Source organism: Croceicoccus ponticola (assembly GCF_004004515.1).
In the GTDB taxonomy this organism is placed as follows: Bacteria; Pseudomonadota; Alphaproteobacteria; order Sphingomonadales; family Sphingomonadaceae; genus Croceicoccus; species Croceicoccus ponticola.
Window position 1 is genome coordinate 1 of sequence record NZ_RXOL01000003.1, and the last position, 14305, is coordinate 14305.

Consider the following 14305-nt stretch of genomic DNA (forward strand, 5'->3'; position numbering starts at 1 on the left):
GTTCCGATATCTCGGGGAAATTCATTTCGGGGCCATCCTGATTGCTCCATCCAGACGGATCGTCTCGCCATTCAGCATCGGATTGGAAACTATCATTTCAACCATCTGAGCATATTCGTCAGGGTGGTTATTCCACCGTCACCGATTTCGCGAGGTTCCTTGGCTGATCGACGTCGGTGCCCTTCACGCAGGCCACGTGATAGGCCAGCAACTGTACCGGAACCGCGTAGACAAGCGGCGCGATCAGCGGGTGGACGCGTGGCATTTCGATCGTTGCCATGCAGCCCTCGCCCGCTTCGGCAATACCTTCGGCATCGGAAATCAACACGATCCTGCCGCCGCGGGCACGCACTTCCTGCATGTTCGACACGGTTTTCTCGAACAAGGGGCCCGACGGAGCCAGCACGATAACCGGCACCTTGTCGTCGATCAGCGCGATGGGGCCATGCTTCATCTCGCCGCTGGCATAGCCCTCGGCGTGGATGTAGCTGATCTCCTTGAGCTTAAGCGCGCCTTCGAGCGCGAGCGGATAATCCGGCCCGCGCCCCAGATAGAGCACGTCGCGCGCCGGCGCGATCAGCGGGGCCATCGCCTTGATATCCTCGTCGTGGTCGAGCGCGGCGTTGAGGCACGCAGGCGCTTCCAGCAGGTGCTCCACCACCTCGCGCTCTTCGGCTGCATCCATCATGCCTTTCTTCACCGCAAGGTGCGCGGCCAGAGCGGCCAGCACGGCCAATTGGCAGGTGAACGCCTTGGTCGAAGCGACACCGATCTCAGGCCCAGCGTGTGTGGGCAGCAGCAGGTCCGCCTCTCGCGCCATGGAGCTGGTCGGCACATTGACGACGACCGCGATCGTCTGTCCCGCCGCCTTGCAATGGCGCAACGCGGCCAGCGTGTCTGCCGTCTCGCCGCTTTGCGAGATGAAAAGTGCCAGCCCGCCCGGCGGTAGCACCGGGTCGCGATAGCGAAACTCGCTCGCCACATCGATGTCGACCGGAACGCGGGCGAATTTCTCGAACCAGTATTTCGCCACCATCCCCGCGTAATAGCTGGTGCCGCACGCCACGATGGTGATGCGGTCGATTGCGGCGATGTCGAAATCGATCTGCGGAAGCGCCACCGTGCGTTCAAGCTGCCGCACATAGCTGCGCAACGTCTGCGCCACCACGGTCGGCTGCTCGAAGATCTCCTTCTGCATGAAGTGGTGGTAATTGCCCTTTTCAGTAGCGGCGGCGGTTGCGCCCGAATGGACCACCGGGCGATCGACAGGGTTGTTGTCCTTGTCGTAAATGCGCGCTCCATCGCGCGTGATGACGACCCAGTCGCCTTCGTCGAGATAGCTGATCTTCTGGGTCAGCGGGGCAAGCGCCAATGCGTCGGAGCCGAGATACGTCTCCCCGTCACCGTAACCCACCACCAGTGGCGAACCCAGCCGCGCGCCGATCAGCATGTCGGGATGGTCGCGGAAAGCGACTGCCAGCGCAAAGGCGCCGCGAAGGCGCGGCAGAACGCTCTGCATCGCCGCTTCCGGCGTTTCACCGCGCTCGATCTGGCGGGAAACAAGGTGGACGACGACTTCCGTATCGGTTTCGCTTTCGAAATTGCGCCCCTCGGCGATCAGTTCGTCGCGCAGCGGCTTGAAGTTTTCGATGATCCCGTTGTGGACCAGCGCCACTTCTTTCGTCGCGTGGGGGTGGGCGTTCGCCTCTGTCGGGGCGCCATGCGTGGCCCAGCGGGTGTGGGCGATGCCGACCGTGCCCGGCGCGGGATTGTCGGCAAGCTCGGTGACGAGGTTGCCCAGCTTGCCCTCTGCCCGCCGGCGGACGAGCGCGCCGCTGTCGATCGTGCAAATCCCGGCGCTGTCATAACCGCGATATTCCATGCGCTTTAGCCCGTCGACGAGCCGCTGGGCGACCGGTTCGTTGCCGACGATGCCGATTATTCCGCACATTGATCTAAATTCCTTGCTTCGCCCCCAAAGGGGAAGGTTTTAGTGGGGGAACTTGCTGTCCACGAACATCCGCGCAAATTCGCGTGGGTCGGGTTCAGTGCCGTGGGTGGCCAGGAATTTCACCTTGCCCTTGTCCCAAACCTCGCGGATCGCGCCCGGCATCCCTGTGGGAAAGCTCATCCGCTGTTCGACGATCGATCGCCAGCTGCCCTGCAATCCGAACTTCTCGCGAAATTCGGGTTCCCTGATCCTCAGGCTTATATCCGCGGCCTGATCGAGATGACCGGTCGCGTCCAGTACATAGCTGTCGAGCAGGCGCAGGAACGGCTTACCGGCATAACGGCCCGTGGTCGGCAGTTCGCTCATGCCTCGCCACCTTTTGCGGCCGCCTTTTTCCGCTTCATCGCATCGTGGAAACGGTCGGCCCAGCCGGGTTTCACCAGTTGTTCGGCGCGCACCATGCGCATTTCGCCATCGGCGACGTCGCGGCTGACTGCGCTACCCGCCGCGACGATGGCATCCGCGCCGATTTTTACCGGGGCGATCAGCGAAGAATTGGACCCGATAAAAGCGCGGTCGCCAATCTCCGTCCGGTGCTTGAAATAACCGTCGTAATTGCAAGTGATTGTACCCGCCCCGATGTTCGCGCCTGCGCCCACAGTGGCATCGCCAAGATAAGTCAGATGGTTTGCCTTGGCCCCCTTGCCCAGCGTCGCCTTTTTCATCTCGACGAAATTGCCGACCTTCGATCCTTCGGCCATGACCGCGCCGGGACGCAGCCGTGCGAAAGGACCGACTTCGCAACCTTCGCCCACCGTCGCGCCCTCAAGATGACTGAACGCGCGGATCGTCGCGCCGCTGGCCACCGACACGCCGGGACCGAATACGACGTTCTGTTCGATCGTCACATCCTCGCCGATCTGTGTGTCATAACTGAAATACACGGTTTCGGGAGCCTTCAGCGTTACCCCTGCGTCCATCGCTTCTGCCCGCCGGAAATCCTGCCACTGCGCCTCGGCTGCGGCCAGTTCGCTGCGCGAATTGACGCCGGTGACTTCCTTGTAATCCTCACACTCCACCACTGCGCAACTGCGCCCGTCTTCGTTGGCAAGGTTCACGATGTCGGTAAGGTAGTATTCGCCCTGCGCATTGCGATTGCCGACGCGGGACAACAACGCGAAAAGTTCGCTGCCCTTTACCGCCATCACGCCCGAATTGCAGAGGGTGCAGGCACGCTCCGCCTCGTTCGCGTCCTTTTGCTCCACCATTTTTTCGATACGGCCGAAACGGTCGGCGATGACGCGGCCATAACCCTGCGTCGCTGGCGGCCGGAAACCCAGCACGACCACGGCGGGCGCATCGTCGGCGTGCAGCCTGTCGAGCATCGAACGCATGGTCGATGCCTTTACGAACGGGACATCGCCATAAAGGATGAGCACGTCGCCATCGAAACCGGACAGCGCGCCTTCGGCCTGTTGCACCGCGTGGCCGGTGCCAAGCTGCGGTTCCTGCACCGCATAGGCCACCCGGTCGCCCAGCGCGTCCTGCACCTGTTCGCGATATTCGCCGACGATCACGACAGTCTTTTCTGGCTGCAGTTCGTCGGCCTGTTCCAGCAGGTGGAGGATCATCGAACGTCCCGCGACGGGGTGCAATACCTTGTGCAGCCCGCTTTTCAGGCGTGTGCCCTTGCCGGCGGCGAGAATGACGGTAGCGACGTTCTTCATGTGATCCCCAGGAAGGCATGGTCAGACCAAAAGGCCCATTCACTCGCGCTGTGCAAAAGCCCGGTGCAACAGGCCTTGCCAGCTTTCCGTTGCGCTTTCCAGACTGTCGGGCCAAGGCCCACAGCCTTATGCAAGACTTGTCACGCCCCTCGTCCGCGCCTGTCCCTGCGCCGCATCCAGCCAACCCCGCGCGCGCGCTGCGGTTCCACGCCGTCGGTTTCGACCTCGATGGCACCCTGCTGGAAACTGCTCCCGATATCGCCAATGCCCTGAACCATGCGCTTCGCATGGCCGGGCGACCGACGATCGCGTTCGAACAGGTGCGCCCGATGATCGGCGGCGGGGCCAAGCGGCTTTTGGCAAAGGCATTGGCAGGCGATGGCAAAGAACGTGTCCCGGCCGAAACGCTCGATCCGCTTTATGCCGAACTGCTATCGCATTACGAAGCGAACATCGCGGTCGAAACCAAGGCTTATGACGGCCTGATGCCCGCGCTGGACCAGTTGGCCGAAGCAGGCATCGCGGTGGGTGTCGCGACGAACAAGCTCGAATCGCTGGCCCGTCATTTGCTCGACCAAATGGGAATGCTCGACCGGTTCGCCTGCGTCATCGGCGGCGACACGCTGGGCACGCAAAACGCCAAGCCGAAGCCCGACATGTTGTTCGAACTGCAACGCCAATGCGGCGGCGGTCCGGCGGCGTTCGTCGGCGATTCGATCTATGACACCGGTGCGGCGCGGGCTGCGGGGCATCCGTGCGTGGCGGTAAGCTTCGGTTATCGCACCCAGCCTGTGACAGAGCTTGGGGCTGATGCGGTCATCGATCATTTCGACGAATTGATACCCGCGCTTTCGATGCTTTGATCGGCGAAAGTGGTGTGGGGCTGGCCCGCCGCCCCCACTGACATCATTACGCGATGAGACAGCGGTGGTTCAGTCGACGAGCTTCACCAACCGCCGTTCGACCAGTGCCAGCACGTTGGCAAGTTCATGCCCGCGCTTCAAGACGTGGCCCGCTTCGCCGAACAGGGTCCACATGCCCTGACGTTGACGCAGCGCAGGCCGCTTTTCCAGACGCATTTCGGGCCGTTCGGAAGACCGGCGAAATGCTGCGAAATGGGCGGCGTCCTTCTGAAAATCCATCGCGTAATCGCGCCACTGTCCGGCGGCGACCATGCGGCCATAAAGATCAAGAATCTTTAGGATTTCGCCGCGCTCGAATCCTACTTGCAGCGGCTGACCCCGTGCGGGCGCAAGCGGCAACGGGACGACGTTATTCATTCAGGCGCTCCGCATCGGAACGAACTTTCCGCAACGATCATGCGCCGCGGGTTCCGTCTCCGTCGCGGGCGGCGCCGATGGTTTCGGGTTCGCCCGCCTGCGCACGCAGCCGTTCCAGTTCCGCCTTCATCGCGCCGATCTGCGCCTCAAGATCGTCGAGCCGGGGCGACGGTTCGCAGGGATCCTTGCACGGTGTGCCATATGGCATGAATTCACGCTGATAGGTTTCTGCCGACACCAGCGTCGAACGAGCCTTGACCCCGATCATGGTCGCCCCGTCGGGCACGTCCTCGGTCACGACCGCCGCCGCGCCGATGCGCGCACGCTTGCCAATGACGACCGGGCCAAGGATCTGTGCGCCCGAACCGACGATGGCGCCGTCCATCAACGTCGGGTGACGTTTTCCGGCGATGCCGTTGGTGGGGTTCGTGCCGCCGAGCGTCACGCACTGGTAGATCGTGACGTTGTCGCCGATCTGCGCGGTTTCGCCGATGACGGTAAAGCCATGGTCAATGAACAGGTTGCGCCCGATGGTCGCGCCTGGATGAATGTCGATCGCGGTCAGAAATCGCGAAAAATGGTTCACGAACCGGGCGGCAAAGAACATCTCCGCCTCGAACAGCCAGTGCGCCACGCGATGCAGGCCAAGTGCGAGCACGCCGGGATAAAGCATGATTTCCCAACGCGAACGGGGCGCAGGATCACGCTCGCGGACGCTATCGAGATAGGCGATCAAATTCTCGAACATGCCGGGATACTCCCACCTCGGCCGTGGATTGGCAAGATTGCCGCGTGCTAGAGCAGGTCGCCCTGCTCCGGCTCGTGGCCCGAAATCGCCTCTCGCCAGATCGTCTGCCGGGCGGGAGCCTTGCGCTCCATGCTCAGTCTGTCGATCTCGGCAATCAACGCCTCGACCGCGGCAAAGCTACGCTCCACCCGCGGCACGAGATAAGTGGTGGCCCCTTCGTCCAATGCAAGACCGCGCTGCGCAGCATGGGCTTCGACAAGGCCCGCCAGCATGGCGTCGTCAGGCGAATCGATCCCGAGATTGAGCGCCGCGCCAAGCCGCGAACCCAGATCGGGCAGCGTCACATTCCATTCCGAGGGGACTGGCCTACCGACCAACAGCAGTGGGCGTTTCGCGGCCTGTGCACGGTTCCATGCGTGGAACAGCTCATGTTCGTCCGCCAGTTCCGCATCGTCGATCGCGGTGCCAAGACCCGACGCTTCGAACCAACGGGCGATGAGCGATTTTCCCGAGCGCGGCGGGCCGGACAGGATCGCGGTGTGAAACGGCCAGTTGGCGTGATCCTCACATGCCCGCAAGGCTGCCTCGTTCGCGTTGCCGACGACGATGGATCGTTCGCGTCCCACCCCCGTAAGCGGCAGGACGATCTGGACCGGACGGCGCGTCACGCGCCGATACTCAGCGGCTGATCCGCAGCGCGTCTGTGCCCTGCGTGACTTGCCATCCGCGCGCCCGTAGCGAGCCTGCAAGCGCCGCGATGTCGCCCGAATATCCCACCTGCATGACCGACGTGCCGCCGATGGCGAGGCTGGACGTCGTCGTGCCGGTCACACCGGGAACGGAATTCAGCGCGCGCAAGGCCGCATCGAACGAAGCCGGATCGGGCGTTGCAATCTGCACCGCGATGGAAATGCCCGCTGGCGTAGCGGTTTGTGCCGGCGCAGGGGTTGCAGCGCTGGTCTCCCGGGCAACGGGCGCGGGTGCCGCGCCATCGTTCGCCGCTGCGGTCAATGCCGCCAGCAGTTCGGGATCGATGACACCTTCTTCGATGTCGAGCGTCTTGTCGGCGCTCAATTTCCCGCTGGCCAGCGCCTGCGCATAAATCGAATCGAGCTTGTTCACCGCTTGTGCCAGCATCGCCGGCAGCGCTTCTTCGGTCTTTGCCGTCATCGTGAAACTGGCAAGGTAAGTGTTGTCGGCGCCATAGCGGGCCGTAAACGTCCCTTTAACCGGCCCTCCCGGCCATTGCCGTTCCAGCCGCGCAACGGGGAATACCACGTTGGCGGCGCCGAATTCGTCGAGAATCACCCGCCACCACGACCGGCTGCGACGGCCCATCTGTCCTGCGGTCAGCAACAGCGATTCGCCGCCGCCGCCATAGGGCCGGACATAATCGATAGGGCTATTGGCATTGCGATATTCCGCCCAGGCCCGCTGCCACGGGGTGCGCATTTCATACAACTGGCCCACGCCGCCCTGATAGACGATCGGGACCACCAGTTGCGGCGCGGATCGCGTCAGGCTGTTGGTGGTACCGAAAATTTCGCCGGTGCGCGCACGATCGAAAATCACGCCAAGCGTCGCAATATAGCGGCGCGGGCCGATTTCCTCTCTCTCGATCACAACGGCAGAAATCATCGACTGCAATTGCGATTCGGGCAGCACGGGTGCCTTTTCGCCAGCGTGAGTCCGCTCGTAAAGCACTTCCCACGCCTTGCGCTGCGCTTCCTTCCACCCGTTTTCACGGGCTTCTATCGCGTTCTTGCCAGTGGTATTCACCTTGATCCCGCCGACTTCGAAATCGCCCGTGTTGGCAAACGGGGCAATGCCGCGATCGCCTTCGACCTGCGCGATAAGGCGCCATCCGGCGAGCACGGCGAGCGCCAGCAGTGCGGTGACTAGCACCAAACGCCATTGCGCATCGCGCCCGAAAGGCGGTCGGAAAAGGGCCGCGAACGGGCGTGAGGGAGCTGTGGCGGTGGTCATGGCGGGCAAATCAGCCGAGGATATCGGGCCGGGAAGCGAACATCGTTTGGCCTCTTTGCCGAATGAGACGTGGAAATCCAAGCGCGAAAGCGATAATCGCCCCGCAACTTGCGAGAGACCGAATGACTGACACCTCAAAACCGACCAGTGAAACACACGAAAGCTATACTTACGCCAAGGCTGGCGTCTCGATCGAAGCGGGCAACGCTCTGGTGAAAGCCATCGGCCCGCTGGCAAAATCGACCGCCCGGTCCGGCGCAACCAGCGAACTGGGGGGATTCGGCGGCTTTTTCGATCCTCGCGCCGCCGGTTACATCGACCCGCTGCTGGTCGCCGCGAACGACGGCGTGGGCACCAAGGTAAAGCTGGCCATCGATCATGACCGCCACGACGAGATCGGCATCGACCTGGTCGCCATGTGCGTCAACGATCTCATCGTGCAAGGCGCAGAACCACTGTTCTTCCTCGACTATTTCGCGACCGGAAAGCTTGAGAACGGTGTCGCCACCCGCGTCGTCGCCGGGATCGCCGATGGCTGCAAGATGGCCGGATGCGCGCTGATCGGTGGCGAGACGGCGGAAATGCCGGGCATGTACGCGACCGGCGATTACGACCTCGCCGGTTTCTGCGTCGGCGCGGTCGAACGCGGCGAGCAATTGACCGGGGAAAAAGTGGCCGAAGGCGACATCCTTTTGGGCCTGGCGTCGTCGGGCGTCCATTCCAACGGCTATTCGCTGGTGCGCAGGCTGGCCGCGGACAAGGGCTGGAAGCTCGACCGCCCGGCCCTGTTCGATCAGGATACGCTGCTGGTCGATGCGCTGATCGCGCCGACGAAGATCTATGTGAAGAGTCTGCTCGGCCCCATTCGCGCAGGGCGCATCCATGCGCTGGCCCACATTACCGGCGGCGGCTTGCTGGAAAACGTGCCGCGGGTCCTGCCCGACGGATTGCATGCTCACATCGACGTCGGCGGCTGGATGCTGACGCCGCTGATGGCGTTCCTACAGGCGCAGGGAAATATCGAGCCAGAGGAAATGGCCCGCACCTTCAATTGCGGCATCGGCATGGTACTGGCCGTCGAAGCGGGCGAAGTCGAAAGCCTGATCGCCGATCTGACTGCGGCGGGCGAGCAGGTCTTCGTCATCGGTGCGATCCGGTCTGGAGACAAGGGTTGCACCGTTGCGGGACGCGAAGGCGAATGGTCGGCGCGCGAAAACTGGAGCGCGACGCACTTCGGCTGAACGATGTCCGGTTCAGGTTGGGGGTGCCAAATCGCAGGCCGGCTCCGGCATTTGTGATACCGGGCGGTTCGATGACGCGAGCGATGGCTCGTCGCCGGTCACATCATCCTTGATCACTTTGGGCACGCTTTCGATATCCTCGCTCAGCGTGTCGCGCAGGTACAATTCGCGCACTCCGACAAAAGCGACCACCAGCAGGGCGCCGGCAAAGAAAACGCCGTAAATGCCGAACACAGCACCTGCGCCAAGAATCACGAACAGGGTGAGCGCTGGCGGAATGTTCACCACCTGCCTGTTGACCAACGGCGTAATCATCCACGCTTCCACCACCCGAATCACGAGGTAGGCTATCAGCGTATAAGTCAGGACATCGCCGTCCTGCGTTGCGGCAATGCCGATCGCGGGCAGCATTGCGACAGCCGGACCGACATAGGGAACGAATTCGCTGATCCCGCCCAGAATGCCGAGCGCAGCCCAATGCTCGACCCCCGCCAGCCATAACGATCCGCCGATCAGCACGGCCATCGCGGTCATCGAGATAAGTTTCGCCTTCAGCCACAAGCGCAGCGCGATGCCCATTTCGCCCAGCGCGCGATCCATCGTCGCCCGCCCGCCACGCGGGGTCAGCAGGATGGCGGCGCGGCGATAGGGGCCAGGATTTACGGCAATGAACATCGCGCCGATCAGCACGATCACGAAATTGAGCAGTATCGTCCCGACGCCCGCGACCAGCGAACCCAACCGATCCGCGATCGCACTGCCAGCGACTGCGGCCTGCACGGCTTTCACCACCGTTGCACCGACCGGGCTGGAGCCGACAGTCCTTTCGATCGCGGCGACGGTTTCGGGCAAATTGTCGATCAGGTTCGCGATCTGGGCGCCGAACTGCACGGTCAGCAGATACCCCATCACGCCAAGTACCGCGAGGCAGAGCACGATGCCCAACCCCATGGCAAGATTGCGCTGCCTGACCCCGAATCGCACGAAAAGGTCGCCGGCGCTGCGAAAAGCGACCGCGCCCAGAATCGATCCGAATGCGAGCAGCAGGAGGTCCGCCGCGCGCCACATTACGATCAGCACAGCCGCGATTGCGAGCGTATAGAGCAGGCGGCGCAAATATGGCGCATCTTCGGGATGCGGCCGAAACGGGACGCGTATCAAGCCATTGCCTGTGCAGGTTGCCGCGCGTAGGGACTGCGGCTCGTCCGGGTCGGATTATGTGTCATCTGACACAGAACCCCGCGTACCGGCACCCTGTTCCACGGTTTCGAGGATCCTCGCGCCATGATGCCGATCCGCGCGAAAGTCGCCGTCCTGATCAGCGGCACCGGTTCCAACATGGCCGCGCTGCTCTACGCCAGCCGCCGTGACGACTGTCCCTACGAGATCGTGCTGGTTGGATCGAACGATCCCGAGGCCGGTGGCCTCGCGCTGGCCAAGGCAGAGGGCATTGCCACTTTCGCCCTTCCACACAAGGGGATGAAGCGCGCCGAACACGATGCGGCGATGGAACGCGCGGTGCTGGATGCGGGCGCGCAGTACATCGCGCTGGCGGGTTACATGCGCATTCTGTCGCCCGAATTCGTGTCCCGGTGGGAGGGGCGGATGCTCAACATCCATCCCTCGCTGCTGCCGAAGTACAAGGGGTTGGACACTCACGCCCGCGCGATCGAGGCAGGCGACAGCCACGCCGGTTGTTCGGTCCACCTCGTCACGGCGGAACTGGACGATGGGCCGGTGCTGGGCCAGACGCCGGTCGCTGTCGTGCCCGGCGATACGCCCGCGACGCTGGCGGGCCGCGTGCTGTTCGCCGAACATCAGCTTTATTCGCGAATGCTGGAAAAGCTCGTCACTCGCCCCTTTCGCGCCGACTGGCTGCTGGAGCGGGTGGGCGAAATCGCGCTTGCTTTGCCAGAGGCTGAACCGCGCGACAGCCACGGCGCGCCAGGCTGGCGCACAGGCGGCAAGAGCGGCAAGTTCTTCGCCTATTTCAACGACCAGCATCACGGCGAACCGCACATCGCGGTGCTCGTAAAAACCGACGGACCGGACGAACTGGCCGCGCTGGTAGAGCGCGATCCCGACATCTGGTTCCGCCCGGCCTATTACGGGGCGAGCGGGTGGGCGGGACTGATCCTAAACCGCCCCGGCGTAGACTGGGACCACGTAAACCACTGGCTGATGCGCAGCTGGCGGCAGGTCGCGCCCAAACGGCTGACCCGGTTCATGGACGCTGCGGACGAATTCTAGCGATCGGTTGCGTGCCGGTTTAGGCCCGGCAAACGAATAAGGCCGCCTTCCTTTCGGAAAGCGGCCCTTTTCATCTGGCTCTTGAGAGACGAGATCAGCCGACGATTTCTTCGGGCTTGAAGAAGTAGTCGATCTCGATCTTCGCGTTTTCTTCGCTGTCCGAACCGTGGACGGTGTTCGCCTCGATCGATTCTGCGTAAGTCTTGCGGATCGTGCCTTCGGCGGCGTCGGCCGGGTTGGTTGCGCCCATGACGTCGCGGTTGCGCTTCACGGCGTCTTCGCCCTCAAGCACCTGCACGACGACGGGGCCGCTGATCATAAAATCGCACAGTTCGCCGAAGAAGGGGCGTTCCTTGTGGACCGCATAGAAGCCTTCGGCCTGTTCGCGGGTCATGTGAATGCGCTTGGATGCAACGACGCGCAGGCCGGCTTCCTCAAGCATCTTGGTGACGCCGCCGGTCAGGTTGCGACGAGTGGCATCGGGCTTGATGATCGAAAAGGTGCGGGTAACCGCCATGGGATGTTCCTTCGAATGTCTGTCTGAAATTGTTGTCGCGCCGGTCGGCACGTTGCGCGCGCCCCTAGCGCCGCTGACGCAAAGGCACAAGTGCCTGTAGGGTCATGCCACCCGGTCGGACGCGGTCCGTCTAGCTCCCAAGCCCGCTGCCCGCGATCAGCTGCACCGAAGTCCCGCCCTCGCGGTCGGACGCAGTGACGCTGAATTCGCGTCCGTCGTCCGTCTTGCCGCTGACCATGTGCAGCTTGCCGGTCTGCAACTGCGCCGCGATCTTGTATCCGGACTTTTCGCCTTGCGCCTTGTACCATTCGGCCACTTTCTGCGCGCCGTCTGCAGTGTCCATCGCCACCAGCGAACCGCTGCCCTGTTCGCCCAGCCCGACGTTGGAGACATTGGTCACTTTCGCGCCCGGATAGACGGCCAGACCGGCGGGCAGGTCGGGCGCAAGATCCTTTCCGGTGTCGACCGTCGCTTCGCCGTCAGGACCCTTCAACTGGATGTTGTTCGCATCTTCGTCGCCGGACATCCGGTAGGCGACATCGCCTTCGCCGGTCGCGATCGTGCCCTCTTTGTCGGACCCGCACCCTGCCAAGGCGATGGCGGCGATGGCGGGGACAAGGCAGTGGCGCATGACGGCGAAATTCAAGGCAAAAACCCTTTCACGGTCCGACTACCCAGCGGCCGTCGACCAGCTTCCAGTAATGTCGCTCGACATCGTCGCGTTCGCCCAACGTGCGCCAGGCGGCGCGCGCGCCGTCGATGGTGGCGGCATCGAAAAACAGCATTGTGCGATCGAACGCCAGCGCGTCGTCGCGCCATCTGCCGTCGGCCAGCGCAACCACTTTCGCACCGTTTGCGGCAGGACCGACTTTTGGCGCGATCAGGACGGGCTGAAGTTCTGCGCCGCGATCGCCCACCTCGCCGTTGGCGAGAAAGCCCGCCGCCGACCATAGCGCATCGGAAAGGGCCGCGCGCTGTGCGTCGTCATCCGAAACGACGAACAGCCGCTGCCCCTGTTCCAGCGCCTTTGCCGCGATCTGCGCCAAGGCCATCGGCGCGGGATCGCGGGAAAGGTGATAGAAATCGACGCGCATCGCGACCTCCGCCCCGAACCGGGACCCGAAACCCGGACCGCTCAGCCCTTGGCCGTGCTGCGGACGAAGCGGTCAAGCAGGCGCACGCCGAAACCGGTGGCGCCCTTTTCCCACGTCGCACCCGGCTTGTCGGCCCAGACCACGCCCGCGATGTCGAGATGCGCCCAAGGCGTGTCGTTTTCGACGAAACGCTGCAGGAACTGCGCCGCGGTGATCGAACCGCCATAGCGCGGGCCGACGTTCTTGACGTCGGCAATCTGGCTGTCGATCAGCTTGTCGTATGCAGGCGACAGCGGGAAACGCCACAGCGAGTCGCCGCTGGTCTTGCCCGCGTCCAAAAGGTCGCTGGCCAGATCGTCGTTGTTCGAAAAGATACCGGCATTTTCGTGACCCAGCGAGATCACCATCGCGCCGGTGAGCGTAGCGAGATCGACAATCCGCGAAGGCTTGAACGTCGCCTGCGTCCAGGTCAGCGCGTCGCACAGGACAAGCCGCCCTTCGGCATCGGTGTTGATGACCTCGATCGTCTGGCCCGACATGCTGGTCACGACATCGCCGGGACGCTGGGCATTACCGTCGGGCATGTTCTCGGCAAGGCCGCAGATGCCGACGACATTGGCCTTGGCCTTGCGCGTGGCGAGCGCGAGCATCGTGCCCGCGACCGCGCCCGCGCCGCCCATGTCCCACTTCATCTCTTCCATGCCGCCAGCCGGCTTGATCGAAATGCCGCCCGAATCGAAGGTCACGCCCTTGCCGACGAACGCGATCGGCGCGTCGCCGTCGTTGCCACCCTTCCAGTGCATGGCGATGATGCGGCTGGGACGGTGCGAACCCTGTCCGACACCGAGCAGCGCGCCCATGCCCAGCTTTTCCATCGCTGGAACGTCGAGCACGGTGATCTCGATCCCGGTACCTTCAAGCCGCGCCTTGCAGCGTTCGACGAAGCTTTCGGGATAGATCACGTTGCCCGGTTCGGAAACGAGTTCGCGGGTGAATTCGACGCCCAGCGCCACGGCGGCGGCATCGTCCCAAGCGCCTTCGGTCCCTTCGGGCGCGGCGACGGCGACGATTTCGGTCAGCGTCGGTTTCTGTTCGTCCTTCAGCTTGGTGCGATAAGTATCGATGCGCCATGCGCGCAGACGCAGGCCCATCAGCACGGCGGCAGCCTGTTCGGCCGAAAGCCCGCTTTTGACGAAATCGACGGCCATCGTCTTTTCGCCGGAGGTCAGGAATTTCGCGGCCAGGCCAGCGCCCGCCTTTTCAAGGTTGGCCAGCCGCTCCTTGTCGTCGGGCTTGCCCGCACCCGACAGCGCGATACGGCGCACTTTGCCGTCCATTTCCGCGAAGCCCTCGAACACCTGCCCCGACTTGCCGGCAAAGCGCGAAGCCGAAGCCCCTTCGGTCACCGTCTGCGGAAGACCGCCCGGCAGGGTGTCGGCGTCGGCGATCATCGCCACGAGGCGGACGTCGGCGGGCAATTCTTTGGCAAAGCGGATGTTCATGGGGACTCC

General features: G+C 63.4%; 15 protein-coding genes and 1 pseudogene. 3 read left to right on the forward strand and 13 right to left on the reverse strand.

Annotated elements, in window-relative coordinates; genetic code table 11:
• Positions 1-21: 21 nt before the first annotated feature.
• The 4 genes and pseudogenes from EKN06_RS15945 to glmU form a co-directional block, all read right to left on the reverse strand.
• Positions 22-123: pseudogene (locus tag EKN06_RS15945) on the reverse strand (3-hydroxyacyl-CoA dehydrogenase); the annotation flags it as partial.
• Positions 124-127: 4 nt separating this feature from the next.
• Positions 128-1951, reverse strand: coding sequence for a glutamine--fructose-6-phosphate transaminase (isomerizing) (glmS, locus tag EKN06_RS07990; protein ID WP_127612403.1), 1824 nt, complete (start codon positions 1949-1951; stop codon positions 128-130).
• Positions 1952-1990: 39 nt separating this feature from the next.
• Entirely contained in the window at positions 1991-2317 is a 327-nt protein-coding gene (locus EKN06_RS07995; protein WP_127612404.1) for a hypothetical protein, read from the reverse strand.
• Positions 2314-3678 (reverse strand): bifunctional UDP-N-acetylglucosamine diphosphorylase/glucosamine-1-phosphate N-acetyltransferase GlmU, encoded by a 1365-nt coding sequence (gene glmU, locus EKN06_RS08000; RefSeq protein WP_127612405.1) that lies wholly within the window; start codon positions 3676-3678, stop codon positions 2314-2316. Before glmU ends, EKN06_RS07995 begins: the two co-directional genes overlap by 4 nt.
• A gap of 128 nt (positions 3679-3806) precedes the next feature.
• Between glmU and EKN06_RS08005 the strand changes: the two genes are divergently transcribed.
• The gene (locus EKN06_RS08005; protein ID WP_127612406.1) at positions 3807-4541 is read left to right on the forward strand and encodes an HAD-IA family hydrolase; all 735 of its coding nucleotides are present in this window, start codon (positions 3807-3809) and stop codon (positions 4539-4541) included.
• 69 nt (positions 4542-4610) lie between these two features.
• On the opposite strand, the gene EKN06_RS08010 is transcribed toward EKN06_RS08005, so the two are convergent.
• The 4 genes from EKN06_RS08010 to EKN06_RS08025 are packed head-to-tail and all read right to left on the reverse strand — an operon-like array spanning position 4611 to position 7692.
• Positions 4611-4958 (reverse strand): DUF2794 domain-containing protein, encoded by a 348-nt coding sequence (locus EKN06_RS08010; protein WP_127612407.1) that lies wholly within the window; start codon positions 4956-4958, stop codon positions 4611-4613.
• Between the two features lie 37 nt (positions 4959-4995).
• Positions 4996-5706 carry a serine O-acetyltransferase EpsC gene (epsC, locus tag EKN06_RS08015; RefSeq protein ID WP_127612408.1) on the reverse strand — a complete coding sequence of 237 codons (711 nt, stop codon included), beginning with the start codon at positions 5704-5706 and terminating at the stop codon, positions 4996-4998.
• 47 nt (positions 5707-5753) lie between these two features.
• A complete protein-coding gene (locus tag EKN06_RS08020) occupies positions 5754-6374 on the reverse strand; it encodes a P-loop NTPase family protein (RefSeq protein ID WP_240654686.1) in 621 nt (206 codons plus the stop codon).
• Between the two features lie 10 nt (positions 6375-6384).
• Positions 6385-7692, reverse strand: coding sequence for a heavy-metal-associated domain-containing protein (locus EKN06_RS08025; protein ID WP_240654687.1), 1308 nt, complete (start codon positions 7690-7692; stop codon positions 6385-6387).
• A 122-nt stretch (positions 7693-7814) separates the two neighbouring features.
• Here EKN06_RS08025 and purM point away from each other — a divergent pair, with 122 nt between their 5' ends.
• Positions 7815-8933 carry a phosphoribosylformylglycinamidine cyclo-ligase gene (gene purM / locus EKN06_RS08030; protein WP_127612409.1) on the forward strand — a complete coding sequence of 373 codons (1119 nt, stop codon included), beginning with the start codon at positions 7815-7817 and terminating at the stop codon, positions 8931-8933.
• Between the two features lie 12 nt (positions 8934-8945).
• On the opposite strand, the gene EKN06_RS08035 is transcribed toward purM, so the two are convergent.
• Positions 8946-10094 (reverse strand): AI-2E family transporter, encoded by a 1149-nt coding sequence (locus tag EKN06_RS08035; protein WP_164843995.1) that lies wholly within the window; start codon positions 10092-10094, stop codon positions 8946-8948.
• 126 nt (positions 10095-10220) lie between these two features.
• Between EKN06_RS08035 and purN the strand changes: the two genes are divergently transcribed.
• The gene (gene purN / locus EKN06_RS08040; RefSeq protein ID WP_127612697.1) at positions 10221-11183 is read left to right on the forward strand and encodes a phosphoribosylglycinamide formyltransferase; all 963 of its coding nucleotides are present in this window, start codon (positions 10221-10223) and stop codon (positions 11181-11183) included.
• A 94-nt stretch (positions 11184-11277) separates the two neighbouring features.
• Here purN and ndk read toward each other — a convergent pair whose 3' ends face one another.
• The 4 genes from ndk to EKN06_RS08060 form a co-directional block, all read right to left on the reverse strand.
• On the reverse strand, positions 11278-11700 hold the full coding sequence (ndk, locus tag EKN06_RS08045; RefSeq protein WP_127612411.1) for a nucleoside-diphosphate kinase: 423 nt from the start codon (positions 11698-11700) through the stop codon (positions 11278-11280).
• Between the two features lie 130 nt (positions 11701-11830).
• A complete protein-coding gene (locus EKN06_RS08050) occupies positions 11831-12346 on the reverse strand; it encodes a putative periplasmic lipoprotein (RefSeq protein ID WP_127612412.1) in 516 nt (171 codons plus the stop codon).
• A 13-nt stretch (positions 12347-12359) separates the two neighbouring features.
• Positions 12360-12794: a DNA polymerase III subunit chi gene (locus EKN06_RS08055; RefSeq protein ID WP_127612413.1), complete on the reverse strand. Its 435-nt coding sequence runs from the start codon at positions 12792-12794 to the stop codon at positions 12360-12362.
• Between the two features lie 41 nt (positions 12795-12835).
• On the reverse strand, positions 12836-14296 hold the full coding sequence (locus EKN06_RS08060; RefSeq protein ID WP_127612414.1) for a leucyl aminopeptidase: 1461 nt from the start codon (positions 14294-14296) through the stop codon (positions 12836-12838).
• Positions 14297-14305 lie beyond the last annotated feature (9 nt).

Coding starts and splice junctions, on each gene's coding strand:
- glmS (WP_127612403.1), bottom strand. CDS start 1,951: ATGTGCGGAATAATCGGCATCGTCGGCAACGAACCGGTCGCCCAGCGG.
- EKN06_RS07995 (WP_127612404.1), bottom strand. CDS start 2,317: ATGAGCGAACTGCCGACCACGGGCCGTTATGCCGGTAAGCCGTTCCTG.
- glmU (WP_127612405.1), bottom strand. CDS start 3,678: ATGAAGAACGTCGCTACCGTCATTCTCGCCGCCGGCAAGGGCACACGC.
- EKN06_RS08005 (WP_127612406.1), top strand. CDS start 3,807: ATGCAAGACTTGTCACGCCCCTCGTCCGCGCCTGTCCCTGCGCCGCAT.
- EKN06_RS08010 (WP_127612407.1), bottom strand. CDS start 4,958: ATGAATAACGTCGTCCCGTTGCCGCTTGCGCCCGCACGGGGTCAGCCG.
- epsC (WP_127612408.1), bottom strand. CDS start 5,706: ATGTTCGAGAATTTGATCGCCTATCTCGATAGCGTCCGCGAGCGTGAT.
- EKN06_RS08025 (WP_240654687.1), bottom strand. CDS start 7,692: ATGACCACCGCCACAGCTCCCTCACGCCCGTTCGCGGCCCTTTTCCGA.
- purM (WP_127612409.1), top strand. CDS start 7,815: ATGACTGACACCTCAAAACCGACCAGTGAAACACACGAAAGCTATACT.
- purN (WP_127612697.1), top strand. CDS start 10,221: ATGCCGATCCGCGCGAAAGTCGCCGTCCTGATCAGCGGCACCGGTTCC.
- ndk (WP_127612411.1), bottom strand. CDS start 11,700: ATGGCGGTTACCCGCACCTTTTCGATCATCAAGCCCGATGCCACTCGT.
- EKN06_RS08055 (WP_127612413.1), bottom strand. CDS start 12,794: ATGCGCGTCGATTTCTATCACCTTTCCCGCGATCCCGCGCCGATGGCC.
- EKN06_RS08060 (WP_127612414.1), bottom strand. CDS start 14,296: ATGAACATCCGCTTTGCCAAAGAATTGCCCGCCGACGTCCGCCTCGTG.